The sequence below is a fragment of the Frigoribacterium sp. 9N genome (genome assembly GCF_902506305.1).
GTDB lineage: Bacteria > Actinomycetota > Actinomycetes > Actinomycetales > Microbacteriaceae > Frigoribacterium.
Genome location: NZ_LR733392.1, coordinates 2308109 through 2332013 on the forward strand (window position 1 = coordinate 2308109; position 23905 = coordinate 2332013).

A 23905-nucleotide genomic window follows, 5' to 3' on the forward strand; every position below is an offset into this window, starting at 1 on the left:
TCGCGGCGTGAGTCCGACGAAGGCGGCGGCTCCCGTCGAGGTCGCACCGGGCGTGCACTTCGTCGAGGGTCCCGCGTCGAACTGGACGATCCTCGCGGGCGACGGCACCCTGACGCTGGTCGACGCGGGCTACCCGGCCGACCACGAACTGGTCGAGTCGTCCCTGCGTGCCGTCGCCACGGCGACGGGTCACGGCGACGCCCGTCTCACGTCGGTGCTCGTGACGCACGGGCACAGCGACCACATCGGCACGATCACGGCCCTGCGCCGGCGACACCGGTTCGAGGTCCTCGCGGCACCCGCCGAGGTGCCGAACGTGACGCGCGAACAGCTGCACCAGGTCGGCGTCCGCGACGTGCTGCCGCACCTGTACAAGCCCCGGTTCGCCCGGTGGGTGCTGCACGCGGTGCGCGCGGGTGGGCTGGGCGACGTGGCGGTGGTCGACGTCCTGCCGCTCGAGCTCGGGGTGACCCGCACGTTCAGCGGTCATCGCGTCGTCCCCACGACGGCCGTGGGCCACACCCCCGGGCACACCGTCTTCGCGCTGCCCGACGACGACGTGCTCGTCACGGGCGACGCCCTCGTCACCGGCCACCCGACCTCGCGGCTCGACGGCGTGCAGATGCTGCACCCGATCTTCCACTCCGACCTCGCCGAGGCGGGCCGCACCTACGGGCGGCTGGTCGACCGAGGGGCACGGGTGGTGCTGCCGGGTCACGGGCCGGTGCTGCGCCGCTGACGACACAGCACGGGGCCGTCCGGCTCGTGCCGGCCGCCGGCCCCGGTCATGGCGACGCGCGCGATCCCGGTCAGCAGAGCCGGCTGAGGTCCGCGACCCGATCTGCGAGGGCGGACGGACCGCCGAGCAGCACGACCTCGTCGGGTTGCTGGAAGTCCACGGCATGGTACGTCGCGCTGGGCATGCACGCGGCGCGCGACGTGAAGAGGGGTTGGCGCAGGTACCCCGCAGCGGCAGCACCGGCCAGGGCGTCGGGGAAGTTCTCCCCGTTCGCCACGAAGACGCTCGTCTCGGTGAAGTGGTCGACGCCGTAGGGCAGTCCCCAGTGCGTCGAGAAAGCGGTCGACCCTGTCCAGTGCGAGGTCTCGTAGCGGTCGCCACCCGACAGCCTCTCCACTTCATGGGCCGTGCCGTCGACGGGCGCGACGCGTCTCAGGTCGTCGACGATGCCCTGGCTCATGACCGCGGGACCGCCGACCGGATACAGGTAGCCCGGATCGACGGCGGCGATGAGGTCTCGGGTCGGCTCGTCGAGTGACGGTGCTTCTCCGGGTACGAGGATGAGTGGCATGTCGTGGGCGCCGGCAGCGGCCGAGGCCGCGAGGGCGTCGGGGAACGATCGACCCGTGGCGACGAAGAGCGCTCCGTCGTCGAAGCTGACGTCGTAGCCGGTGTGGTCGGCGGGGTCGTAGAGGGAGATGACGTCTCGCGGCCTCCCGACGGCCGGCGCCTGCCAGGTGTCGTCCACGAACGCGTCGATCGAGATGGCGCGCGACGTGGCGAAGCGGTCCGCTCCGAACACACGGTCGACGGTGGCGCCGGGAACGACGCGCTCGACCTGGTCGACGACCCGGGGCGAGAGCGACGTCTCGCCACCGACCACGACGACGCGTTCGGGGTCGAGCCGCGCGATCTCGGCGAGGACGACCGCCGGCACCTCAGTCGTGTCGGACAAGAGCAACGGCCCGCCGAGGTGTGCGGCCGCGGGGGCGGCACTCAGGGCGTCCGCGAAACCGCGTCCCGAGGCGAGGTAGACGACCCGCGCCTCCCGGGTCCTGTCGATCGCAGGCCCGACGGGCTCGACGGGCGTCTCGTCGTCCGAGAAGACGCTCTGACTGATGCGGACGGCCGTCGAGAAACGGTCGTCGCCGGCGACACGGACGACGACCGCGTCGCTTTCCGCAGCCCGGGCGGATACGGGGATCGACGTGCAGAACACGGCGGTCAGCGCCGCCGTGGCCACCAATGCCCCGATCGTCCGCCGCGTCGTCACGATCTCGTTCATCTCGTCGCCTCTCGTCACCCCCACCGCTCGAGCCGAGACCGGTGTTTCCGTCCGACAACATAGCGCCCGGGCGAACCCGCGAGGCACCGAGCAGGCCGCCCCGCCGCCCGGCCGCCCGGCGTGCCACCCACCCGGCCCAGGCCACTCTGGACGCGAGCCGAGGTCGTGAGGTCAGCCCCGTGAGCTGACGTCAGGCTCATTCGAGCTCGGACAGCTCGGCGTACAGCTCGGTGATCTCGGCGACGCGGCTGCGGCCACCCTCGGGCCGGCCGGCGCGCACGGTCTCGGTCAGCACCGCCCCGGCCAGCAGGGCGGCCAGGCTCATCGCGCTCGCGTAGCTGTCGAACGGGGCAGGGGTCTCGACCGGGCAGTCGAGCCTCACCGTCACGTCGACGCCACGCAGCGACGGATCGGCCACGAGCACCACGGGCACGCCGCGCGCAGCCAGGGACGACAGCACGCCGGCGAACCCGGCCGGCCGACGACGGAACCCCACCAGGACGACGACGTCGCGCGCCCCGAGCCCGACCAGCTCTTCGCCGATGGACTGGCCCGGCTGCGGCGCCACGCGCACGTCGTCCCGCGCCTGGACCAGCTGCTGCCGCAGGTGGAGCGCCACCGGGTAGCTGTTGCGGAACCCGGCCACAACGACCCGCTCGGCCCCGGCGACCAACGCCGCGGCACGCTCGAGTCGGCCGTCGGAGAGCCCCGAGAGCATCACGTCGAGGTTGTGACGTTCGGCCTCGGCGTGCTCGGCGAGCCCACCGGAGGCGCGGGTCGGCCCGACCGGGACGCCACGGCTGCGCGACGCCCTCGCCTGGTCGCGCACCTCTTGCGCGTCGGTGAAGCCGAGCCGCCGGAACAGCCGCGACACCGTCGCCTTCGAGACGCCGCTCTGCTCGGCGATCTCGGTGGCGGTGTAGACGGCGAGATCGTCCAGGTGGTCGAGGATGAAGTCGGCCGCTCGCTGTTCCTGCGGCGAGAGGCGGCCGTAGCCCGAGTCGATGCGGTCACGGATGCCCGCCCCTTCGACCTGGTCGCTCACGCGGGCGCCTGGGTCTGGGGGCGCGCCTGCACCTGCACCTGCGCCTGGGCCTGGGCCTGGGCCTGCGCCTGCGACTGCGCCTGGGCCTGCGACTGCGCCTGGGCCTGGGCCTGGGCCGGATGCGCCGCCGCCACCGCGTGCACGGCGGCCTCGAAGGCGTCGAGCGCGACGGCCACGTCGTCGATCGAGACGATCTCGTCGGGGTGGTGGCTGATGCCGCCGTTGCCGCAGCGGACGAACAGCATGGCCCACCCGGTCAGCTCGGCGACGGCCATGGCGTCGTGCCCGGCCTTCGAGAACAGCACCATCGGGTCGGTGTCGCCGGTCGCGACGATGCCGTCGCGGACGAACCCCCGGAGGCGCGGTGAGGCCACCACGGCCGGCGCGCGGTGGGTCTCGTCCACCGAGAGGGTCAGCCCTCGACGCTCGCCGACCTCGGCCGCGACGGCCTGGATGCCGGCCCAGACCTCGTCGCGTCGGTCGTCGTGCTCGCCGCGGAGGTCGAGGCTGAACTCGACGAGCCCGGGGATGACGTTGACGCCGCCGGGGAACGCCTGCAGGCGACCCACCGTGGCGATGCAGTCGGCCTCTCGGGCCAGTCGCTCGACCGCGAGGACGATCTCGCTGGCCCCGGCGAGCGCGTCGTGCCGACGGTGGAACGGGACGCCCCCCGCGTGACCGGCGACCCCGGTCAGCGTCAGCTCGAAACGTCGTGCCCCGGCGATCGACGAGACGACGGCGAGCGCCCGGTCGGCCTCCTCGAGGTAGGGGCCCTGCTCGATGTGGGTCTCGAGGTAGCCGATCACGTCGGCCGGTTCGTAGGCGGCCTCGCCGACCCGGTCGGGGTCGAGACCGAACGCCACGAAGGCCTCGCGCAGCGTCGTGCCGGACGCGTCGGCCAGGGACCACCACTCGGGCAGCCAGGTGCCGGCGACCGCGCGGGAACCGAGCAGGGCGGTGCCGAAACGGGTGCCCTCTTCGTCGCCGAAGGCGAGGACCTCGATCGCGAACGGCAGACGGGTGCCGGACGCCTCGAGCCGCGCGACCAGGGCGATGCCGAGCAGCACGCCGAGGATGCCGTCGTAGCGTCCGGCGTCGGGCACCGTGTCGAGGTGCGAGCCGAGCAGCAGGGCGGGCAGGCCGGGCTCGGTGCCCTCGTAGCGGCCGCGCTGGTTGCCGGCCGCGTCCTGCCAGGTGGTCATGCCGGCCCGTCGCATCCACTCGCCGGCCATCGCGTTCACCCGGGCGTGCTCAGGCGAGAGGTACACGCGCTCGATGCCGGTGGGGCTGCTCGAGACCGCGGCCAGGGCGTCGCAGCGTTCGAGGACGAGGCGGGCCTCGTCGCTCACGCCGCGCCTCCTGCCCGGTCGGCGTCGAGGTAGACGTCGTACGCGGCCCCGACGCCGCCCCCGCTCGTGATCGGTGCGCCCTCGCGGCGGAGCACGGCCTCGAGCGCGGCGAGCGTCGTGAGCACGGTGTCGCGACGGGCGTTGTAGCCCATCGTGCCGATGCGCCAGACCTTACCGTGCAGCGGGCCGAACGAGGTGCCGATCTCGATGCCGAAGTCGGTGAGCAGGGCACCGCGCACCCGGTCGCCGTCGACCCCGTCGGGGATGACCACGGCGACCACGTTGTTCATCTTGTGCGCGAGGTCGCCGAACGTCTCGAGGCCGAGCCCCTGCACCCCGGCGAGCATCGCGCGGCCGTGCAGCTCGTGTCGTGCCACCACGGCGTCGACGCCCTCGTCGACGACGAGGCGGGCGCACTCGCGGGCGCCCCAGAGCATGGTGGTCGCCTCGGTGTGGTGGTTGAGGCGCTGAGGACCCCAGTAGTCGAAGATCATCGCGAGGTCGAAGTAGTTCGACGCGATGCGTCGGCTGCTGGTCGTGTCGCCGTCGGTGCGGATGCCCGCCTCGATCGACGTGCGGGCCCGGATGACCTCGACCGCCCGTTCGCCGTAGGTGACGGGAGACGAGCCCGAGGGGCCGCCGAGGCACTTCTGCAGGCCGGCGCTGACGGCGTCGAGGCCGAGCTCGTCGGTGCGGAAGGCGTTGCCGACGATCGACGCCGTGACGTCGGTGTAGAACAGCACGCCGTGACGGGCGCAGACCTCGCCGAGCCCCTCGAGGGGCTGGGTGACCGTCGTCGAGGTGTCGCCGTGCACGACCGCGAGCAGCTTCGGCTGGACGCGCTCGATCGCCTCGACGATGGTCTCGAGCGGGAAGACCTGGCCCCAGGGCACCTCGATGACGTGGACCTCGGCCCCGCAGCGCTCCGCGATCTCGCGCAGGAGGTGGCCGAAGCGACCGAAGACGGGCACGAGCACCTTGTCGCCCGGTTCGATCAGCGACACGAGCGAGGCCTCGATGCCGGCGCGCGAGGTTCCGTCGACGAGCAGGGTCTGCTCGTTCGAGGTCTGGAACACCTCGCGGTAGAGCGCCTGGGTCTCGTCCATGTAAGCGGTCATGGCCGGGTCGTACTGCCCCACGAGCTGCGCCGACATCGCGCGGAGCACCCGGGGATCGGCGTTGATCGGGCCGGGGCCCATCAGGAGGCGGGCGGGCGGGTCGATCGGCTGGAAGACGCGTTTCACCCGTCCCACCCTACGCAACCCGTGTTTCAACCAGGTGAACTCGGCGGGCACCGTCCGAGGCGGGCATCAGGTCGCCCAGGTCGCTGCGAGATCGAGCAGGGACAGGTCCGCCCCGCGGGGGCCCACGAGGCACAGCCCGACGGGCGCGCTCCGCCCGGAGGCGAGCGGCACCTCGAGGACCGGCGCCGACACGGCGGGGGCGCCGAGCACGCCGGCGATGCAGGTCAGCCCGAGGGTCGCCGAGCGCACTGCGTCCACCTCGGCAGCGGTCGCACCGAGCGCGGGCGCGGCCGAGGACGCGCTGGGCAGGAGCAGCACCCGGCCGTCGAGCAGGGCCTCGAGACGACGACGTTCGTGGCCGAGGGCGACCCGCGCCTCCTCGGCCTGCCCAGGCGAGACCGTCGCGCCGAACGCGAAGCGGGCCGACACGTCGGCGGCGAGTTCGCCCGGGTGCTCGGTGATCCAGTCGCCGTCGGACTGCCAGGCCTCGAAGGCCTGCAGCACGCGGAACAGCTCGAAGAGGTGGGCGACGTCGCCCAGCACGACCTCCTCGGGACGCTCGACCCGCCCCGCGGCGGTCGCCTCGTCGAGAGCCCTCACGAACTCGGCGCGCACGCCGGGCTCGACCGACGCGAGCACCCGCGGATCGACGACGTACGACGGCTCGACCGACATCTGGTCGGCCAGGGGCAGCGACGCCCGGGCCGCCCGACGGAGGGTGTCGACCTCGCGGGTCAGCCAGCCGACCGTGTCGAAGCTCGGCGCGAGCGGGAGCAGCCCAGCGCGATCGACCGCCCCGTGGGTGGTGCGGATGCCCCAGAGCCCCTGGTAGGACGCGGGCACGCGGAGCGATCCGCCGGTGTCGGTGCCCAGGGCGATGCTCACCTGCCCGAGGGCCACGGCCGCCGCCGGGCCACTGGTCGAGCCGCCGGGGATCGCACCCGGCACGGCCGGGTTGGGAGGGGTGCCGTAGGCCGAGTTGCGTCCGGCGATGCTGTACGCGAACTCGTCGGTCTGCGCGATGCCGCGCAGGTCGGCCCCGGCGTCGAGCAGGTGCTGCACCGCGGCCGCGTGCCGGGACTCGGGGGCCGCACCCGCGAGCCGGGCAGGCACGCCTGCCCCGATCGCGTGGCCTGCGACCGCGAACAAGTCCTTCACGGCGACCGTCTCGCCCGAGAGGGCAGGAGGCGCCGTGCCGGTCGAGTCGTCCCCTCGGCTTCCCGAGACGAGCGGCTCGCCCACGACCCGCCAGACCCGGCGGTCGATCGCCGGCGGCGACGCCTGCACCTGGGCCGAGGCGATCCGCCAGGAGCGGGCACCCACCGGACCCGCATCCGGATCGCGGCGCCAGAGCTGCGTGATGACACCACGACCCCCGGCGGCCGGGGCGTTGACCGACACGACGATCGCCACGTCGGCGGTGACGACCCGGACGTGGCACTCGACCACCCGTCGGACCGGACCGGACCCGCGCCTCCCCCGGAAGGCCGTGATCGCGTCGTGCCCCACCAGCAGCCCACCGGCGTCGGCGCGCATGACGGTGGCGGTCGGTTCGAAGGCCGCGGCGAGCGCGGCCTGGTCGTCGGCGGCGAGTGCGCGTTCGTAGGCGTCGAACGCCTCGAGCAGGCCGTCGGGCAGTTCGCCTTCGACCGAGGTGGGGACGGTGCCCGAGCCGACCCGTGCCTCCTCGGGGTGGCCCGGCGGTGTACCGGTCGCGTCAGCCACCGAAGTCCGCCTTGCGGATGCGGGCGTGGACGCCCTTGACGAGGTCGACGACCTGCGAGATGTCGAAGTCGGTCGCCGCCGAGAGGTAGGCGTAGGCGAGGCTGCGGTCCATGCCGTAGCGGGCCTCGAGCAGGTCGATCGCCGCTCGGACGCAGGCGCGGACCGCCTCGTCGAGGTCTTCGTCGAGGCCGGTCGGCACCAGCGACTCGGCGGTCTCGGCGAGCGGCCCGGAGATCTCGCCGAACAGCGCCACGGCCTCGGCGCGCGGCACCAGGTCGAACCGGACGGTCACGCGCAGGCTGGCCTCCATCGCGGTGAGTGCGACCTCGCCGTCGCCCTGGGCGAAGTGCGGGTCACCCACGTAGGCGAGGGCCCCGGGCACCTGGACGGGCAGGTGCAGGGACGCACCCTCGGTCAGCAGGGCGATGTCGACGTTGCCCCCGTGCGGACCCGGTGGCACCGAGTGCGGTCGCTCGTCGCCCGCGACGGCGACCCCCATGATGCCGAGGAACGGGTGCAGCGGGAACCGCACCGTATGGCCGGCACCGGGCACGAGCGGCAACGTGCCGACCAGGGAGCCGTCGGGTTCGTGGTCGACGGCCGCGAAGACGCTGACCGGATCGGCGCCGAGCGGGAACTCGCCGGCGAGGGCCCCGCGACCGTGGCGGTTGGAGATGACGCCGTACGGCACGCGAGGTGTCGCGTCGAGCAGGGTCATCGTGACGACGTCGCCGGGCTGGGCGCCGCGGATCGCGATGGGGCCCGTCACGACGTGCGGGCCGTCGGCACCCGGATCGCGACCGTGCTGGTCGTCGCTCGCGGCGGCCAGGGCGACCGCGTCGTCGAGCACGTGCTCGGGGGGCACCCCGTAGCGGGCGAAGAAGGCCTGAGGATCACGGCCCTGGTCGTCGAGCACGCCCTCGTGGCTGAGGGTGTCGATGAGGACGGCCGTGCCCGGGTCGATGGTGAGCACGGGCTCGTCGGAGGCGCAGGGCAGGCGCCCCCACAGGGTCGTGGCGAGTGTCGCCGGCACGTAGGGGAGGGCATCGCCACGGTCGCCGGGCGACAGGGGTTGCAGGATCGGGGTCGCGGGAACGGGGCCCGACGAGGGTGCGGGGGTCGCCTCGGAGATCGCCATGCCCAGCACAGTAGCGAGTGGACGCCTCGTCCCGATAAGCCCTCTGAAACGAGTTGTTCACAAATCGCCGATCGTGAAACAAGTCGTTCACACGGTTGTGTGATCATCGCCGCATGGCGATCATCCTCGGCGACAATCAGTACGGCAAGGCGGAGTCGCGGCTCGTGCGCTTCTACCGCGACGGGCCCCGACACGAGATCCGCGACGTCAACGTCACGACGGCACTGCGGGGCCCCTTCGACGCGGCGTACCTCCGCGGCGACCAGAGTGCCGTCCTGCCGACCGACACCCAGAAGAACACCGCGTTCGCGTTCGCGAAGTCGAAGGGCGTCGAAGCCGTCGAGCGCTTCGGGCTCGAGCTCGCCCGCCACTTCGTGCACGACGTCGAACCCGTGACGGGTGCCCGCATCGAGATCGAGCAGTACGACTGGCAGCGGGCCGTGGTCGACGGCAGCGAGCACGACCACACCTGGCTGCGTTCGGGTCAAGAGGTGCGCACCGCCGCCGTCACGGTCGACGGCACCGGCGAGTACGTCGTGGGCGGGCTGAAAGACCTGGTCCTGCTCAAGTCGACCGGCTCCGAGTTCGCCGGGTTCCTGACCGACGAGTTCACGACCCTGCCCGAGACGCACGACCGGGTCATGGCGACGGCGCTCGACGCGAAGTGGCGCTTCGGCACGACCGACGTCGACTGGGAGGCCACGTACGCCGAGGTCAAGCGCCTGATGGTCCGCGAGTTCGCCACCCTGCAGTCGCTCGCCCTGCAGCAGACCCTGTGGCACATGGGCACGGCCGTCCTCGAGGCGATCCCCTCGATCGTCGAGGTGCGCCTGAAGGCACCGAACAAGCACCACTTCGCCTACGACCTGTCGCCCTTCGGCCTCGAGAACCCGGGCGAGGTCTTCTGGGCCGCCGATCGCCCGTACGGTCTGATCGAGGCGACCGTGCTGCGCGACGACGCCCCGCCGGCCCACGACGCGTGGCGCGCCTCCGCGGGTCTCGCATGAGCCTCGTCGAGCCGCGCCGCCCCACCCCCGCCCCACCCCGAGGAGACACCGTGACCGACGCCGACGACGCCCGCTGGCTGGCCCGCACCATCGAACTGGCCGTCGAGAACGTCGCGAACGGGGGCGGACCGTTCGGGGCCGTCATCGTGCGGGGCGACGAACTCGTGGCCGAGGGTCGGAACCGCGTGACGGCCGACCTCGACCCCACGGCACACGCCGAGGTGACCGCGATCCGGGCGGCGTGCCGGGCGGTCGGCGACTTCTCCCTCGCCGGCACGACCCTCTACACCTCGTGCGAACCGTGCCCGCTGTGCCTCTCGGCGTCGCTCTGGGCCAGGGTCGACCGGGTCGTGTACGCCGCGGACCGGCACGACGCCGCGCGAGGCGGTTTCGACGACCTCGAGTTCTACGAACTGTTCGGGCGCGACCGGTCGACCTGGGACCTCCCCGTCGACGAGGTACGCCCGGCGAACGCGCCGGCGCCGTTCGAGGCGTGGGCGAGCCACGACCACCGCACCGACTACTGAGCCGTCGTGCGAGGGGGGTCAGCTGCCGCGGTAGGTCGAGTACGCGAACGGGCTGAGCAGCACGGGCACGTGGTAGTGGCTCGACTCGTCGGCGAGGGTGAAGTCGATGGTCACCCGCGGGTAGAACGTGTCACGCCCGGCCGCCGCGAAGTAGGCGGCGGTCTCGAAGACCAGTCGGTAGTCGGCGGCGGGCAGGGCGTCCGGGCCGAGTTCGGGCACGCGCCCGTCGGCGTTCGTGACGCCGGTGGCGAGTTCGGTGCCCCGCGCGTCGTAGAGGGCGACGGGGACGTCGGCGGCCGGGCGACCCAGTGCGGCGTCGAGGACGTGCGTCGTGACGTGGCTCATGCTCGGGCCTCGTCGTGGTCGGCGGACACCGGCTCGGCGGGTGCCGACTCGGCGGACGCCGACCCGGCAGGTGCCGACCCGGCGGGTGCCGACCCGGTGGGTGCCGACTCGGCGAAGGTCGACTGCAACCGCAGCAGGGCGATGTCGCGCAGCTCCGCCCCGACGATCCGCCGTTCGGTGTCGTCGTCGAGCCCGAGTCGCCGGTGCAGCTCGCCCACGATCTCGGCCCGGCTCCGACCGGCGGCACGGATCAGGAACACCCGGTCGAAGCGCTGCTCGTACGCCGCGTTGCCCTCGACCAGCAGCTGCGCGAGGGTCTCGTCGTCGGCGTCGGCCGCCGAACCCTGCTCGCGTCGGCTGAACTCCTGGGCGGCCCCGTCGCCGACCGGCTTCTCGCCGATCCGCGGGTGGTGTGCCATCGCCTCGTCGATCTCGGCGGCGCTGAGCGGCGTCGCCGCGGCGGCCGCGACCGTGATCAGCGCGTCGGAGTCGGCGAACGGCGCCTGCGCCGCGACGTCGTCGACCCACCGCTCGACGGCGAGGGCGGCCAGCAGGTGCGAACGCAGGGTGGCGTCGTCGAGCTCGATCATGACGCACACCCTAGCGACGGTGCCCCGAGGCGACGGGCACGGCTGGCCGACCCGCGCCTCCCGGGCGTCCGGCGACGCGGCACCCAGGCGCGCCCCGGCGAGCGGCCGCTCGCACCACGTCCGCGTCGTGGAACCACCCGCGAGCGTGGTTCGACCACACGACGGTGGTGCGACCCCGTCCCCGGCCCCCGCCGCGGCTCCGGCGCTCGTCCCGGCCCTCCACCCGACGCGGCTGCGGTGTCGACGACTCCGCGCCGAGGCCGGTCGTTCGACGCCGAGCGAGCCGACACATGCTCGAAACCCCGGTCGTGCAGAGTGGGGTCTCCCATGGACCTGACCACCGTTCGCGAGATCCGCACCCCCTCACGCCGCGACGAGATCGTCTTCGCGCCCGGCGAGCGCCCCCTCGGCGGCGGCACGTGGCTGTTCTCGGAGCGGCAGCCCGGGCTGACCGGCCTGGTCGACCTGACCTCGCTCGGGTGGACGCCGGTCGAGCGCGGAGTCGACGTCGACGGCGGTGGCGACGTCCTCCGCGTCGCCGCCACCTGCACCATCGCCGAGCTGCTGCGACTGCCCGCCGACGACGACTGGGTCGCCCACCCGCTCGTCGACCAGTGCGCGAACTCGTTGCTCGCCTCGTTCAAGATCTGGAACGTCGCGACGGTCGGCGGCAACGTCGCCCTCGGGCTGCCGGCCGGCGCCATGACGTCGCTGATGGCCACGCTCGACGCCACGGCCGTCGTCTGGACGACCGACGGCGGCGAGCGCCGCCAGCCCGTGTCCTCCTTCGTCACCGGAGTGGTGCAGAACACCCTCGAGCCGGGTGAGGTGCTGCGCACCCTCGAGGTGCCGCTCGGGTCCCTGCGCTCCCGCACCGGGTTCCGGCGCATCTCGCTGAGCCCCCTGGGCCGCTCGGGCGCGCTGGTCACGGCCCGGCTCGGCCTCGACGGCGAGTTCGTGGTCACGATCACGGCGGGGACGACCCGTCCCGTCCAGCTGCGCTTCGACGAGGTGCCCGGCGAGCGGGCCCTGGCGGACGCTCTCGGCCGCATCGACTGCTGGTACTCCGACCCCCACGGCGACCCCGACTGGCGCCGCGCGATGAGCGCCCGCTTCGCCGACGAGCTGCGGGTCGAGCTCGGTCGGCCCGCCACCGACGCACCGGTGCGACCCGTGCGCGAGTCGACCCACGACCCGCGCAGCGCGGCCGCCCGCGCGAGGCGGACGCCGCCCACCACCACGACCCCCGGAGGCGCGCGATGACCCCGAGACACGTCACGTTCGAGGTCGACGGCCTCCCGCTCGACGCCGACGTCGACCCCGGCCAGGTGCTGCGGACGGTGCTGCGCGAGCACGGCGTCCATTCGGTCAAGAAGGGCTGCGACGCGGGCGACTGCGGCGCGTGCTCCGTGCTGGTCGACGGCGAACCCGTGCACTCGTGCATCTATCCCGCGCACCGGCTCGAGGGCCGGGCGGTGACGACGGCGGCCGGTCTCGGCACCCCCGAGCACCCCCACCCCGTGCAGCAGGCGTTCGCCGACGCGGCTGGGTTCCAGTGCGGCTTCTGCACGGCCGGCATGGTGGTGACGGCCTCGACGTTCACCGAGGCCGACGCGGAAGACTTCCCGCGCCTCCTGAAGGGCAACCTGTGCCGGTGCACGGGGTACCGGGCGATCGGCGACGCGATCTGCGGCGTCTCGAACACGGTGGCCCCGGCCGACGGCGAGGCGGCCGGTCGGTCGGTGAAGGCCCCGGCGGCCCTGCGCGTGGCGTCCGGCAGCGAGCCGTACACGCTCGACTTCCGCGGCACGACGAAGCTGCTGCACCTCGCCGTGCTCGGCAGCCCGCACCCCCACGCCCGCATCACCTCGATCGACACGAGTGCCGCCGAGGCGCTGCCCGGCGTGCACCTGGTGTTGACCCACCGCGACTCCCCCGCGACGTTGTTCTCGACCGGTCGCCACGAGGACCGCGAGGACGACCCGGACGACGGCCTGGTCCTCGACCCCGTGCTGCGGTTCCGAGGGCAGCGCGTCGCCGCGGTCGTCGCGGACGACGTCCGCACGGCGACGAACGCCCTGGCCGCGATCGTGGTCGAGTACGAACCGTTGCCCGCCGTGTTCGACCCCGAGACGGCGCGCTCCCCCGGGGCCCCGCTGCTGCACGGCGAGAAGACCGTCGAGGCGTCGCGGATCGCGTTCCCCGAGCGCAACACCGTGGCCGCCATGCACGACGAGACGGGCGACGTCGAGGCCGGTCTGGCGGCGGCGGACGCCGTCGTCGAGGGCACCTGGCGCACGCAGCGCGTCTCGCACGGCGCCCTCGAGACGCACGCCTCACGCGGCTGGCTCGACGACGACGGGCGCCTCGTCGTCCGCACGGCGAGCCAGGTGCCGTTCCTCGTGCGGGACGAGCTGGCCCACGTCTTCGGACTGCCGCAGGAACAGGTCCGGGTCTTCGCCGCCCGCGTGGGCGGCGGTTTCGGGGGCAAGCAAGAGCTCATCACCGAAGACCTCGTCGCCCTCGCCGTGCTGCGCACCGGTCGACCCGTGCAGTACGAGTTCACCCGCGAGGACGAGTTCACGATCGCGCCGACCCGCCACCCGATGCGCGTCCGCGTGCGCGTGGGAGCGACGAGCGACGGGGTGCTGACCGCGCTGCACGTCGACCAGCTGATGGACACGGGCGCCTACGGCAACCACGGCGTCGGCGTCATGTACCACTCGGTGCACGAGTCGACGAGCGTCTACCGCTGTCCGAACAAGCGCGTGGACGCCGAGTCGGTCTACACGAACAACCTGCCCTCGGGGGCGTTCCGCGGGTACGGGCTGGGGCAGGTCGTCTTCGCCGTCGAGTCCGCGATGGACGAACTGGCCCGCGAGCTCGGCATCGACCCGTTCGAGCTGCGCCGCCGCAACGTGATCGTCCCCGGCGACCCGATGGTGGTCACCGACCCCGACGAAGAGAGCGATCTGCTGATCGGCAGCTACGGTCTCGACCAGTGCCTCGACCTGGTCGAGCAGGCGCTGGAGTCCCCTGCCCCCGAGGGCGCGCCTCCTGCCCCCGTCGGCCCGACCTGGGTCACCGGGCGCGGCATGGCGCTCGCCATGATCGCGACGATCCCGCCACGCGGTCACTTCGCCGACACCTCGATCGAGCTGCTGCCCGACGGCCGCTACGACATCGGCGTCGGCACGGCCGAGTTCGGCAACGGGACGACGACCGTGCACACCCAGCTCGTCGCCTCGGCGCTCGGCACCACGCCCGACCGGGTCGTCGTCCGGCAGTCCGACACCGACGTGGCCCGGTACGACACGGGCGCGTACGGGTCGGCCGGCGTCGTCGTCGCCGGCAAGGCCCTGCTCGCCGCCGCCCACAAGCTACGAGCGGCGATGGTCGACCGCGCGCTGGCGATCGCCGGAGGCGCGGGTCACGCCGTCGACACCGGCACCGCCCCCGAGGTGGTCGCGGGCGGCGTCGTGGTGCGGGTCGGCCCCGGTGTCGACGCGACCGTCCTGGTGTCCGGCGACCGACTGCTGGCCGACGGTCCGCTCACCGCCGACGGTTCCCACGACGGCACCCCACGCTCGGTGGCGTTCAACGTGCACGGCTTCGAGGTCGCCGTCGACCGGGCGAGCGGCGAGGTGCGCCTGCTGCGCTCGGTGCAGGCGGCGGACGCCGGCGTCGTGCTGAACCCCGAGCAGTTGCGGGGGCAGGTCGAGGGCGGCACGGCGCAGGCGATCGGCACGGCCCTCTACGAAGAGATGATGCTCGACGACGAAGGTCGCGTGCTGACGACGGCGTTCCGCAACTACCGGATGCCCAAGTTCGGCGACGTGCCCCAGACCGAGGTGCACTTCGCGACCACGCACGACGACCTCGGTCCACTCGGCGCCAAGTCGATGAGCGAGGCGCCGTACAACCCGGTGGCACCCGCCCTGGCCAACGCGATCCGCGACGCCCTCGGCGTGCGGCCCCACGAACTGCCGATGTCGCGCGACCGCCTCTGGCGCCTCGCCGGCGGTCGCTGAGCCGGGCAGAGCGGGGCGGGGCCGGGCGGGGCTGGGCCGGGTCCGGGCCGGCTGGGCCGGGCCTGGCCTGGCCGGGCCCGGCCGGGCCCGGCCAGGCCCGGACCACGCGTCGCACCACCAAGTGAACGTCGCACCGCCGACATGCGCGGTGCGACGTTCAGTCGTCGGTGCGACGCGAGCGCGGGCTGGACCGGGGCCCGGGCTCAGCCCTTGCGCTCGGTCGCTCCGGCCGTTGCCGCGGGCCCGCGCACGGCGTCGTGCGCCGACACGTCACGATCCGCACCCTCGTCGCGTGCCTGCATCCGCGGCGAGTTGAGCAGCAGGTTCAGCAGCACGGCGACGATCGCGCCGGCGCTGATGCCCGAGTCGAAGACGATCGTGAACCAGGTCGGGAACTGCGCGTAGATCTCGGGGCTGACCGTCGGCAGCAGGCTCACGCCCAGCGCGACCGCCACGATCAGGATGTTCGAGTTCGTGAACCGCACCTTCGACAGCGTCCGGATGCCGCTCGCCGCGACCATGCCGAACAGCGCGACGCCCGCCCCGCCGAGCACCGCCACGGGCACGCCCTCGACGACGGCCCCGAGCGCGGGCACCAACCCGAGCACCACGAGGATGCCCCCCGCCAGCGTCGCCACGTACCGCGACTTCACGCCGGTGATGCTGACCAGGCCGACGTTCTGCGCGAACGCGGTGTACGGGAACGTGTTGAAGACGCCGCCGATGACGGTCGACAGGCCGTCTGCCCGCAGCCCGTCGGCCAGTCGTCGCGGCGTCACCGGGCGGTCGACGATCTCGCCCACCGCGATGATGTCGCCGGTGGTCTCGGTCATGATCACCAGGCCGACGATGCACATCGACACGATCGCGCTCACCGGGAAGGTCGGCAGCCCGAAGTGGAACGGCAGGGCGAGCCCGAACCAGGAGCTTTCACCCAATCCGCTCCAGTCGGTCAGCCCGAACGGCCAGGCGACGAGGGTGCCGACGACGAGCCCCAGCAGGATCGACAGGCGGCGGAGCGCAGGAGGCGCGAACCGCTCGATCAGGATGATCAGCAGCAGGGTGCCCGCGGCGAAGGCGACGTCGAGCGGGCGTCCGAAGTCGTCGGAACCCGCGCCTCCTCCGACCCAGCCGGCGGCGACGTCCATGAGCGAGACGCCGATGATCAGGATGACCGTGCCCGTGACGATCGGCGGGAAGAACCGCACCAGCTTCGAGAAGAACGGGGCGAGCAGCATCATGAAGAGGCCGCTCGCGATGACCGAGCCGTAGATGGCCGTGATGCCGTACTCGCCACCGATCACGATCATCGGTCCGACGGCGGCGAAGGTGCAGCCCTGCATCAGGGGCAGCCGCACCCCGAAGCGCCAGAACCCCACGGACTGCACGATCGTCGCGATGCCGGCCACGAAGAGGTCGGCGCTGATCAGGTAGGCGATGTCGCCGGGCTCGAGCTGGCCCATGCCGACCAGTGCTCCTCCGACGATGAGGGGCACGGCGACCGCCCCGGCGTACATCGCGAGCACGTGCTGCAGGCCGAGTGGGAAGAGCCTCCGCAGCGGGGGGACGCGGTCGACGGGGTGGGTCGTCTCGGGCGGCCCGGCGGTCGCGACCGGCGAAGCGGACGGCTCGGGCGACTCGGGCGGGGACTGTGACATCGGGACTCCTGATCGTGGGGATGTCGGGTGGTCGCCGCCAGCGTACGAAACGCGCGTTTCGTCGCGACGGCACGCGTGTTTCAGGCTCGTGTCGTCGGCCGCGTTGACGCGCTCGGTGCCGCTCGTGCCCATGCACCCGCTGTCGAACGATGCACCCACGAGCCCGGGGGTGCATCGTTCGACACCGGGTGCCTCGAGAAGGAGGCGCGGGCTGGCGGCCGAGGAGCGCGGCGGCATCCGGCGCCGTCACCAGGCGACGCGGCCCGGCCCGGCCCGGCCCGGCCCGGCGCGGCGCCGCACCGCACCGCACCGCGGCCAGCGCAGCGCAGCGCAGCGCAGCGCAGCCAGCGCAGCGCGGCCAGCGCAGCGCGTCGCTCAGCGCGCAGTGATCACCCGCACGAGGTGCATCGTGACGTCCGCCGATCGCCCCGCCGTCAGGGCGAGGTTCTCATCGTGCACGTCGTGGGCGTCCGGACCGGCGAGGTCGCTGATGCCGCGCACCGAGACGAACGGCACGTGATGGACGTGGCAGGTCTGCGCGATCGCCATCGACTCCATGTCGACGGCGTCCACGTCGACGACGTCGGCGAAGGCGCTGCGCACGCCGATCACGCGCTCGGCGGTCATGAACGCGTCGCTCGACGCGATCAACCCCGGGCGCACGGCCCACGGACCACCCGACGTGCCGTCCGACCCGGCCGACGTCTCGCCCGAGCCGGCCGACGTGTCGGACGGGACGGACGTGTCGTACGCGACCGCCGCCTCCATCAGGGACTCGTCGGCGTGGAAGCTGGCCGGCATCCCGGGGACCTGCCCCAGCCGGTAGCCGAACACGCGCGCGTCGGCGTCGAGGTTGACGTACTCCGAGCCCGCGACGACGTCGCCGATCTCGATGCCGGCGCCCATGCCCGCGGCGGTGCCGGCGCTGATCACGGTCGGCACGACACCCTCGAGCGAGCCGGCCCGCACGATGGCCGACGTGGCCGCTCCGGCGGCGTTGACGAACCCGATGCCGCTCTGCACGAGCAGCAGCTCGACCCCGTCGATCTCGACGACCCGCTGCAGCGACCCGCCGACGGCGACCGGCTCGTCGACGCGCGACGCCCGGGAGACGAACGGCGCCGCCTCGTCGGCCATCGCCACGACGACGATGATCGGGGGGACGGCGACCACCGCGACCCCGTCGGCCGGAGGCGCGGCGTGCGTCCCGCTCATCGGGTGACGGTCGACCACTCGTCGCGGGCCGCGAGGAAGTCGCGGGCGACGCCCTGGGCACCCTCGAGCGTGTGGTTGGCGCCCCAGCCGCACTGGACCTCGTTGGCCGCGGGGACCTCGGTCGCGGTGGTGATGTCGGTGAGGGTGCCCTCGATCAGCGACAGGACGTCGTCCATCGCGGGATCGCCCTGCAGGATCAGGTAGAAACCGGTCTGGCAGCCCATCGGCGAGAAGTCGATGACGTCGCCGGAGCGGTTGCGGGAGTGCTCGGCGAAGAGGTGCTCGAGCGAGTGGACCGACGCCATGTCGAGGTGAGCCTCGTTCGGCTGGGTGAACCGGACGTCGAACTTGGTGATGACGTCGCCGTGCGGCAACGTCTTCTGGTCGGCGACGCGCACGTAGGGCGCGGCGACGGTGCGGTGGTCGAGGTTGAACGACTCGACGTTCATCTTGGGCTGGGTCACGATGGTCCCTTCGGGGTGCGGACGGGGCGCGGGAGGCACCTCGGTCTCTGCACCGATCTGTGCGTCCCAACGCCCTGTCGACCCTAGGACATTCCCTCCGCGCCGGTCGGAGTGTGACCCCGCAGGCGGCCCGCCGCTCCGCCGCTCGGCCGCTCCGCCGCTCGGCCGTTCGCCCCGTCACCCCGCCACCCCGCCACCCCGCCACCCCGCCACGGAGTAAACGACCCGCCACGCAAAACGATGGCGGTGTGTTTACTTCGTGGCGGCGAGCGGGAGGAAAGGGATGGGGGGCGGACCGGCGGGCGCAGCGCAGCCCAGGCCAGCGCAGAGCAGCCCAGCCCAGCGCAGCGCAGCGCAGCACAGGGCAGCGCACCGCAGCGCGCTACGGCAGCGTGTGCCCGGCGGCCGTGAAGAGCCGGTACCACTCGGGCCGGGTCAGGGGCACGTCCGACCCCGCGGCGCTGTCGCGGAGGTGCGCGACGCTCGTGGTGCCGAGCACGACCTGCATCCGGGCCGGGTGCCGGGTGATCCAGGCCACGGGGATCGCCGACGGTGGGACGTCGTACTTGGCGGCGAGCTCGTCGATGACGTCGTTGAGCTCGGGGTAGCCGTCGCGGTCGCCGAGGAACACGCCGTCGAAGAACCCCTTCTGGAACGGCGACCAGGCCTGCAAGGTCATGTCGTTGAGGCGGCTGTAGTCGAGGATGCCGTTGTCGCGGTCGACGGACTGGTCGAGCCCCGCCATGTTGGCCGCGACGCCCGCCGCGATCAGCGGGGCGTGGGTGATGCTGAGCTGCACCTGGTTGACGATCAGCGGCTGCGTCACGCTGCGCTTGAGCAGCTCGACCTGGGCGGGCGTGTGGTTCGAGACGCCGAAGTGGCGCACCTTGCCGGCGGCGTGCAGCTGGTCGAAGGCGGCGGCCACCTCGTCGGGCTCGACCAGGGCGTCGGGACGGTGCAGCAGCAGCACGTCGAGGCGGTCGGTGTGCAGGGCGGCGAGCGAGGCGTCGACCGACTCGAGGATGTGCTCGGTCGAGAAGTCCCAGAAGCCGTCACGGATGCCGACCTTGCTCTGCAGCTGGATCGCGTCGCGCTCGGACGAGGTCATGGTGACGGCGTCGCCGAAGCGCTGCTCGCAGTGGTGGGGGTGGTCGCCGTACACATCAGCGTGGTCGAAGAAGTCGATGCCGAGGTCTCGGGCCTCGGCCACGAGTTCACGGATCGCGTCGTCGGTCATGCCCGAGATGCGCATGAGCCCGAGGACGATGGTCGAGGCGGGGCGGTCGGTGGTGGGTAACGTCGTCGTCTTCACGCTGCCAGTCTGCTCTCGTCCGGCGTCCCCGGGAGCCGACCCGCGCCTCCTCGGGGGACGGTCAGGAGGCGCGGGGCGCCTGGGGAGGACCCGTCCCGTCGTTCGCGCCCTCCGTTCCGAACCCCCCGGCATGACCGTCACCGCGAGCGCGAGCACCGCGCGCGTCGCCGCCGCTCCGCTCGACCGGGCGTGGAGCATCGCGACGCCGCTGACCCCCGTCGGGTTCTATCCGCGGGCGGGGGTGATCCCGGCCGTCGTGGCCGTCCACGACCAGACCGGCCCGTGGGACGCCGTGGGGCGCACCCGCCGGCTCGAGCTGTCGGACGGCAGCAGCGTCGTCGAGAGCCTCGTGCGCGTGGAGCCCGACGGGGTCTTCGTCTACGAGCTCAGCGAGTTCACCGGGCTGCTCGGGCGGCTGGTGACGGGCGGCCGCGCCGACTGGTGCTACCGGGCGACCCCGAGCGGGCGCACGCGGGTCGACTGGACCTACTCGTTCTTCGCCCGACCGGGGCGCGGGGCGATCGTGCGCGGGATCGTGCGCTTCGCCTGGGCGCCGTACATGCGCCGCGTGCTCGTCGGCATCACCCGCGAGATCGAGCGCACCGCCTAGCCGCGCGCGTCCACACCCCGGGTCCGTCCACGCCCCGGGTCCGTCCACGTCCCGGGCTCGCCCCCGGCGGGGCACGGGCCTCCGGGCACCGCTACCCTCGGGGCATGAAGGACGCCACGATCTACGACGTGGCGAAGCGCGCGGGCGTCTCGCACCAGACCGTCAGCAGGTTCCTGCGGGGGTTCGAGGGCATCCGTCCCGCCACCCGCGAGAAGGTCGAGCAGGCCCTCGCCGAGCTCGAGTACCGCCCCAACTCGGCGGCCCGGTACCTGCGCCTGCAGCGGACGAACCGCATCGGGCTGCTCGCCGACAACATGCACCAGTCGGGGCCCGCCCGCACGATCGCCGGGGCCACGGAGGCCGCGCGTTCGCTCGGCTACGTCACCGACATCGTCTCGATGGACGGCGGCGACGAGCGCTCGGTCGACGACGCCCTCGACCTGATGCTCGGGCAGCAGATCGCCGGCATCGTCGTGACCGCGCAGACCGCCGTCGCCCGGTCGGCGCTCGAACGCCGGGCGATCTCGGTGCCCGTGGCGCGTGACTTCGGGCTGATGGTCGAGGGCACCACCGAGTCGATCAACGAGCACGCCGGCCGGGTCGCGGCCGAGCACCTCGTGGGCCTCGGCCACCGCCGTATGGCCTACGTCGCCGGGCCGGACCAGTGGCTGGCCGCCCGCGAGCGCGCCGACGGGTTCCGCCAGGCGGTGACCGGGTCCGGAGGCGCGGTGACGGTCACCGACGTCGGCGACTGGTCCGCGGCGGCCGGCTACGACATCGGGCTGCGACTGGCCGCCCGGACGGACGACTTCACCGCCATCGCCGTCGCGAACGACGCCATGGCGATGGGGCTGCTCGCCGCCCTTGCCGCCGAAGGCGTCTCGGTGCCGCACGAGGTCAGCGTGGTCGGCAACGACGACACTCCCGAGGCGCGGTTCATGGTGCCGTCGCTCTCCACCGTGGCACTCGACTTCGGCTTCGAGGGGGCACACGTGATGACGTCGCTGATCGCCCACATCGAGGGACGCAGCCCCGACACGGCCAGCCGCCTGCCGGTGCCGTCCCTCGTCGCGCGCGCCTCGACCGCACCCGCGCGCGGCTGACGCCCCCGGGCGCGGGCCCATCGGCGCAGGCCCACCGGCGCAGGCCGAGCCGTGCGGGCCGACCCGCGCCTCCCCCATCGGTGACCCGTCGACGACGGGGTCTTGCGCGGGTGGCGGCTCGTGGGTTACGTTCTCCGCAGACGCCGATGTTATCGACAACATCCAACGAACATCGATCGACGTCCCGAGCACGCGCGGGACGACGTCGGCGGTCGCCACCGCAGCCGACACACACGAACGGGTCAACGATGACTTCTGCTCCACGCCACTCCGGGGTCCTCTTCGGAGCCGCCTACTACGCCGAGTACCAGCAGGCGGGCACCCTCGACCGCGACCTCGACCTGATGGTCGAGGCGGGCTTCACGGTGATCCGCGTGGGCGAGTCGGTCTGGTCGACGTGGGAGCCGCGCGAGGGCGAGTTCGACCTCGACTGGCTCCAGCCCGTGCTCGACGGCGCCCACGCCCGCGGCATCGCGGTGGTGCTCGGCACCCCGACCTACGCGGTGCCGCCGTGGCTGCAGGTGCGCCACCCTGAGATCGCCGCCGAGCGGACCACCGGCGTCCGCGCCGGCTGGGGCGCCCGCCAGGAGATGGACCAGAGCCACCCCGCCTACCGCTTCTACGCCGAGCGCGTCGTCCGCAAGGTCGTCGAGCGCTACGCGCAGCACCCCGCCGTGATCGGTTGGCAGGTCGACAACGAGCCCGGCAACGAGCGCCCGCGCAACGACCAGGTCTTCGACCGCTTCGTGGCCTGGCTGCAGCGCAAGTACGGCACCGTCGAGCGCCTCAACGAGGAGTGGGGCCTGGTCTACTGGTCGCACCGGCTGACCGAGTGGTCGCAGCTCTGGCGTCCCGACGGCAACGTGCAGCCGCAGTACGACCTCGAGTGGCGGCGCTTCCATGGCGAGCTGGCCGACGAGCTGATCGCCTGGCAGGCCGACGTCGTCCGCGAGTACGCCCGCGACGACCAGTTCGTCACCACCTGCATCTCGTACTCGCGCCCTCAGGTCGCCGACGAGCGGCTCGTCGAGAGCCTCGACGTCACCGCCGGGAACCCGTACTACAAGATGCAGGACGGCCTGACGCTCGGCGTCGAGGTGCCCCGCGAGGCCGGCTGGTGGCACACCGGCGTCTGGGCCCTGCAGCAGTGGGGCGACCGGGCGTTCTCGTCGGCGCAGGCTCCCTTCCTCGTCACCGAGACCAACGCGCAGTCGATCGGCGGCCCCTGGCAGAACCACCCGCCGTTCGACGGGCAGATCAAGCAGGCCGCGCTCGCGCTCGTCTCCCGCGGTGCCCGCATGGTCGAGTACTGGCACTGGCACACGCTGCACTTCGGCGTCGAGACGTACTGGGGCGGCGTGCTGCCGCACAGCCAGCGTCCCGGTCGCATCCACCGCGAGGTCTCGGCCCTGGGCGCCACGCTCAAGGCGGTCGGCGGCGCCGTCGACGGCCTCGAGCCCGACGCCGACGTGCTGATGCTCTGGTCGACCGAGACCAAGTGGTCGTTCGAGACGTACCCGCCGCTGGCCCTGCCCGACGGCACCCCCGACCCGGAGTCGTACCTCCACCTGTTCGACGCGCACTACCGCGGGCTCGCCGAGGCGGGCGTGCAGGTGCGCATCCAGCACGTGACGCAGTTCCTCGCCGCCGACCCGGCCGAGCTGGCCGCGACGCACCCCGTGCTCGTCGTGCCGGCGCTGTACGTCGTCGACGACGCCACGCTCACCGCGCTCACCGCCTACGCCGAGGCGGGCGGCCACCTGGTGGTGGGCATCCGCACGGCCTACGGCGACGAGCTCGCCCGGGCCCGCCGCGACCCGGCACCCGCCCGGCTCTCGGGCCCCGCGGGGGTCTGGTACGAGGAGTACACCAACCTCGACCACCCCCTCGCCGTCCACGTCGCGGACGCCGGCACCGCCGAGCGCAGCGACGGCACGACCGCAGGAGGCGCGGCCGCGGCCGCCGAGGACGTCACCGCCCCGGCCTCCCCCGCCGACGCACCCTTCGTCCTCGAGCCGGGCTCCGCCGGCACCCGCTGGGCCGACGTCCTGCACGTCGAGGACGCCACCGTCGTGCTGCGGGCCGCGCGGACCGAGATCGGGGCCGACGCGATGCTGACGACCCGCGCCTCCGGAGCCGGCCGCGTCAGCTACGTCGCGACCGTGCCCAACCCCGAGCTCTCGCGCTCGATCGCCCGGTGGCTCGTGCCCGCCACGGCGGCGGGCACGTGGGCGGCGACCGAGACGGTCACGGTCACCACCGGTTCACGGGCCGGAGCCCCAGGGCTCGCGTTCGTGTCGAACTGGTCGGCCCACGAGGGAACGGTCACCACGCCCTCCGCGGTGCGCGACCTCGAGACCCGGGAGGTCGTCGCCGCCGGCACCACCCTGACCCTCGCCCCGCGCGCGGCCCACGTGTACGAGCTCGTCGACGCCGACGCCTCGTAGGCGGCCCGACCCGGCCTCCCCGACCCGGCCGCCCGACCCGCACGACGTCCCCCGCAGCACCCGGCCCGCAC

General features: G+C 73.3%; 20 protein-coding genes. 8 read left to right on the forward strand and 12 right to left on the reverse strand.

Annotated elements, in window-relative coordinates; genetic code table 11:
* The first annotated feature begins 7 nt into the window (after positions 1 to 7).
* Positions 8 to 739: an MBL fold metallo-hydrolase gene (locus ARTHRO9V_RS13890; RefSeq protein ID WP_159827972.1), complete on the forward strand. Its 732-nt coding sequence runs from the start codon at positions 8 to 10 to the stop codon at positions 737 to 739.
* Between the two features lie 70 nt (positions 740 to 809).
* On the opposite strand, the gene ARTHRO9V_RS13895 is transcribed toward ARTHRO9V_RS13890, so the two are convergent.
* The 6 genes from ARTHRO9V_RS13895 to ARTHRO9V_RS13920 all read right to left on the reverse strand — a co-directional run bounded on the left by ARTHRO9V_RS13895 (position 810) and on the right by ARTHRO9V_RS13920 (position 8525).
* Positions 810 to 2024 carry a cell wall-binding repeat-containing protein gene (locus ARTHRO9V_RS13895; protein ID WP_157485186.1) on the reverse strand — a complete coding sequence of 405 codons (1215 nt, stop codon included), beginning with the start codon at positions 2022 to 2024 and terminating at the stop codon, positions 810 to 812.
* Positions 2025 to 2220: 196 nt separating this feature from the next.
* Positions 2221 to 3069 carry a MurR/RpiR family transcriptional regulator gene (locus ARTHRO9V_RS13900; protein WP_236557058.1) on the reverse strand — a complete coding sequence of 283 codons (849 nt, stop codon included), beginning with the start codon at positions 3067 to 3069 and terminating at the stop codon, positions 2221 to 2223.
* Positions 3066 to 4418: an allantoate amidohydrolase gene (locus tag ARTHRO9V_RS13905; RefSeq protein WP_159827975.1), complete on the reverse strand. Its 1353-nt coding sequence runs from the start codon at positions 4416 to 4418 to the stop codon at positions 3066 to 3068. The genes ARTHRO9V_RS13900 and ARTHRO9V_RS13905 overlap by 4 nt, the downstream gene beginning before the upstream one ends.
* Positions 4415 to 5617, reverse strand: coding sequence for an alanine--glyoxylate aminotransferase family protein (locus tag ARTHRO9V_RS13910; RefSeq protein ID WP_159828806.1), 1203 nt, complete (start codon positions 5615 to 5617; stop codon positions 4415 to 4417). Before ARTHRO9V_RS13910 ends, ARTHRO9V_RS13905 begins: the two co-directional genes overlap by 4 nt.
* Before the next feature lie 111 nt (positions 5618 to 5728).
* Entirely contained in the window at positions 5729 to 7387 is a 1659-nt protein-coding gene (locus tag ARTHRO9V_RS13915; protein ID WP_235452299.1) for an AtzH-like domain-containing protein, read from the reverse strand.
* Positions 7380 to 8525: an acetamidase/formamidase family protein gene (locus tag ARTHRO9V_RS13920; RefSeq protein WP_159827978.1), complete on the reverse strand. Its 1146-nt coding sequence runs from the start codon at positions 8523 to 8525 to the stop codon at positions 7380 to 7382. Before ARTHRO9V_RS13920 ends, ARTHRO9V_RS13915 begins: the two co-directional genes overlap by 8 nt.
* 113 nt (positions 8526 to 8638) lie before the next feature.
* On the opposite strand from ARTHRO9V_RS13920, the gene pucL reads away from it, so the two are divergent.
* Positions 8639 to 9532, forward strand: coding sequence for a factor-independent urate hydroxylase (gene pucL / locus ARTHRO9V_RS13925; RefSeq protein WP_056043854.1), 894 nt, complete (start codon positions 8639 to 8641; stop codon positions 9530 to 9532).
* A gap of 50 nt (positions 9533 to 9582) precedes the next feature.
* Positions 9583 to 10059 (forward strand): nucleoside deaminase, encoded by a 477-nt coding sequence (locus ARTHRO9V_RS13930; RefSeq protein ID WP_236557059.1) that lies wholly within the window; start codon positions 9583 to 9585, stop codon positions 10057 to 10059.
* Positions 10060 to 10077: 18 nt separating this feature from the next.
* Here the strand turns inward: ARTHRO9V_RS13930 and uraH are convergent, their stop codons facing one another.
* Positions 10078 to 10404 carry a hydroxyisourate hydrolase gene (uraH, locus tag ARTHRO9V_RS13935; RefSeq protein WP_159827984.1) on the reverse strand — a complete coding sequence of 109 codons (327 nt, stop codon included), beginning with the start codon at positions 10402 to 10404 and terminating at the stop codon, positions 10078 to 10080.
* Positions 10401 to 10994, reverse strand: a complete 594-nt coding sequence (gene uraD, locus ARTHRO9V_RS13940; protein ID WP_159827987.1) for a 2-oxo-4-hydroxy-4-carboxy-5-ureidoimidazoline decarboxylase — start codon at positions 10992 to 10994, stop codon at positions 10401 to 10403. Before uraD ends, uraH begins: the two co-directional genes overlap by 4 nt.
* Positions 10995 to 11321: 327 nt before the next feature.
* On the opposite strand from uraD, the gene ARTHRO9V_RS13945 reads away from it, so the two are divergent.
* Both ARTHRO9V_RS13945 and ARTHRO9V_RS13950 read left to right on the forward strand, forming a co-directional pair.
* The gene (locus ARTHRO9V_RS13945) at positions 11322 to 12257 is read left to right on the forward strand and encodes an FAD binding domain-containing protein (RefSeq protein ID WP_159827990.1); all 936 of its coding nucleotides are present in this window, start codon (positions 11322 to 11324) and stop codon (positions 12255 to 12257) included.
* The gene (locus tag ARTHRO9V_RS13950; RefSeq protein ID WP_159827993.1) at positions 12254 to 15025 is read left to right on the forward strand and encodes a molybdopterin-dependent oxidoreductase; all 2772 of its coding nucleotides are present in this window, start codon (positions 12254 to 12256) and stop codon (positions 15023 to 15025) included. The genes ARTHRO9V_RS13945 and ARTHRO9V_RS13950 overlap by 4 nt, the downstream gene beginning before the upstream one ends.
* A gap of 203 nt (positions 15026 to 15228) precedes the next feature.
* On the opposite strand, the gene ARTHRO9V_RS13955 is transcribed toward ARTHRO9V_RS13950, so the two are convergent.
* The 4 genes from ARTHRO9V_RS13955 to ARTHRO9V_RS13970 all read right to left on the reverse strand — a co-directional run bounded on the left by ARTHRO9V_RS13955 (position 15229) and on the right by ARTHRO9V_RS13970 (position 19674).
* Positions 15229 to 16683, reverse strand: a complete 1455-nt coding sequence (locus ARTHRO9V_RS13955) for a nucleobase:cation symporter-2 family protein (protein ID WP_159827996.1) — start codon at positions 16681 to 16683, stop codon at positions 15229 to 15231.
* A gap of 375 nt (positions 16684 to 17058) precedes the next feature.
* Entirely contained in the window at positions 17059 to 17898 is an 840-nt protein-coding gene (locus tag ARTHRO9V_RS13960; RefSeq protein WP_159827999.1) for a 5'-methylthioadenosine/S-adenosylhomocysteine nucleosidase, read from the reverse strand.
* On the reverse strand, positions 17895 to 18347 hold the full coding sequence (locus ARTHRO9V_RS13965) for an S-ribosylhomocysteine lyase (protein WP_043597358.1): 453 nt from the start codon (positions 18345 to 18347) through the stop codon (positions 17895 to 17897). The genes ARTHRO9V_RS13960 and ARTHRO9V_RS13965 overlap by 4 nt, the downstream gene beginning before the upstream one ends.
* Before the next feature lie 397 nt (positions 18348 to 18744).
* Positions 18745 to 19674, reverse strand: coding sequence for an aldo/keto reductase family oxidoreductase (locus ARTHRO9V_RS13970; RefSeq protein WP_123571376.1), 930 nt, complete (start codon positions 19672 to 19674; stop codon positions 18745 to 18747).
* 130 nt (positions 19675 to 19804) lie between these two features.
* On the opposite strand from ARTHRO9V_RS13970, the gene ARTHRO9V_RS13975 reads away from it, so the two are divergent.
* The 3 genes from ARTHRO9V_RS13975 (at position 19805) to ARTHRO9V_RS13985 (ending at position 23834) form a co-directional block, all read left to right on the forward strand.
* The gene (locus ARTHRO9V_RS13975) at positions 19805 to 20284 is read left to right on the forward strand and encodes an SRPBCC family protein (protein ID WP_159828002.1); all 480 of its coding nucleotides are present in this window, start codon (positions 19805 to 19807) and stop codon (positions 20282 to 20284) included.
* 104 nt (positions 20285 to 20388) lie between these two features.
* Positions 20389 to 21387 (forward strand): LacI family DNA-binding transcriptional regulator, encoded by a 999-nt coding sequence (locus ARTHRO9V_RS13980; RefSeq protein WP_159828005.1) that lies wholly within the window; start codon positions 20389 to 20391, stop codon positions 21385 to 21387.
* 248 nt (positions 21388 to 21635) lie between these two features.
* Entirely contained in the window at positions 21636 to 23834 is a 2199-nt protein-coding gene (locus ARTHRO9V_RS13985) for a beta-galactosidase (RefSeq protein ID WP_159828008.1), read from the forward strand.
* Positions 23835 to 23905: the final 71 nt, after the last annotated feature.